We start from the raw sequence: 1,288 nt of genomic DNA on the forward strand, positions 1-1,288 counted from the left end.
TAAGCGCATGCCGCCGTGCTCGCCTCGGACAAGGCTTGATAGTTGGCTTTCAATTGAGCGCATGGTTGGGTCGCTAGCTAGAACACCGCGTTTTTTATCTTCACTGCCGATTTGTGTATGTTCATCAATTGTAGATATCAAAGTGTTGTAGGCGTCTACGAACTTATTGAGCTGCTCTTTGGTTGCTTCGTCATCAGCGCCGATACCTAAACCAATCGCGGTTTCTCCAGAGGTCTGAGCCTTGGTTACGGTAATGTCTACGCCATCGATAACACCTTCAAACGTATTGCTCGAGTTAGTGAGTTTTAGACCAGTTTTCTCTGCACCCAACCAGATCACGGCATCTTGGGGGGCACTGATTTGACTAAGGTTTGTGAATGCATCTTCAAACCACGCTTGGCCTGTGCCCGTTGCGGACACGTTGATTTGGTTAGCGACGCCGGTTTCAGTGCTTGAAAGCATGAAGTGAGTCTGACCATTTGAGCGTACCAAGGTTGCGTTTACACCTGGGTTATCACTGTTGTTATTGATCGCTTTCGTTAGGTCACTCACCGTCGTTACACCATCACCGTCGGTATCGACCGTTGATAGATCAATCGTCATTGTTTTACCGTTGATGGTGAACTCAAGATTTCCTGTTTTTGGGATTTCAGTGGTTGCGTCTAGATCTGCTGGCATTCCAGTAGAAACTTGGTGTGACGTTGCTACTTGCTCGACGAATATCTGATAACTACCCGATAGAGCTTTAGCGTCTGCATTTGCAGTAAAGTAGCCTTCTTGAGAGATGGAGGTGGAGTTTTTAATGATGCTGTTTGTGCTGCTGTTCATTTCGTTGAGCGCAGTTCGGAACTCACGCATGGCACTCTCAACTTTACCCAGAGCAGATAGCTGAGATTGGTACGTATTGGTTTGCAGTTGGTAGCGTTGTTTAAAAGGTTGAATTTCGATCTGCGCGAACTGGGCTGCAAAGGTTGCTGGATCTATTGAACTCACGAGCTTACTCCCTCTCTCATTGGTAATTGGCGTAACTCTATGCCTTGAAAGTATGTCTTATCGCAAGATACATGCCTAACTTAAATGTGCTTTTAAAACATTGACTTGCGATACTATTTAAATTTGAGAGGAAGTAGATTTTCCACCTTATGTGTTCCGCCTTCCTCTCGAAAACATCTAGTGTTTCCCTATAAGACAAGGCGACTAAAAAGCTGAAAATATTTAATTCATTTTAGGAATGTGACGTGTTGATTAAGCCGTTAATAAAGCGCTGCTTTAGGTGTTTCCTGCTATG

Annotated in this window: 1 protein-coding gene; it reads right to left on the bottom strand. The window is 44.7% G+C overall.

All coding sequences use genetic code 11. From position 1 onward, the window contains the following. Positions 1 to 993: flagellar filament capping protein FliD (fliD, locus tag R7P35_RS24770; RefSeq protein ID WP_318093013.1), on the bottom strand; the 993-nt coding region annotated here is incomplete at its 3' end. Positions 994 to 1,288 lie beyond the last annotated feature (295 nt).

Origin of the sequence: Vibrio sp. Vb0304 (assembly GCF_033338995.1) — a bacterium.
GTDB lineage: Bacteria > Pseudomonadota > Gammaproteobacteria > Enterobacterales > Vibrionaceae > Vibrio > Vibrio alginolyticus.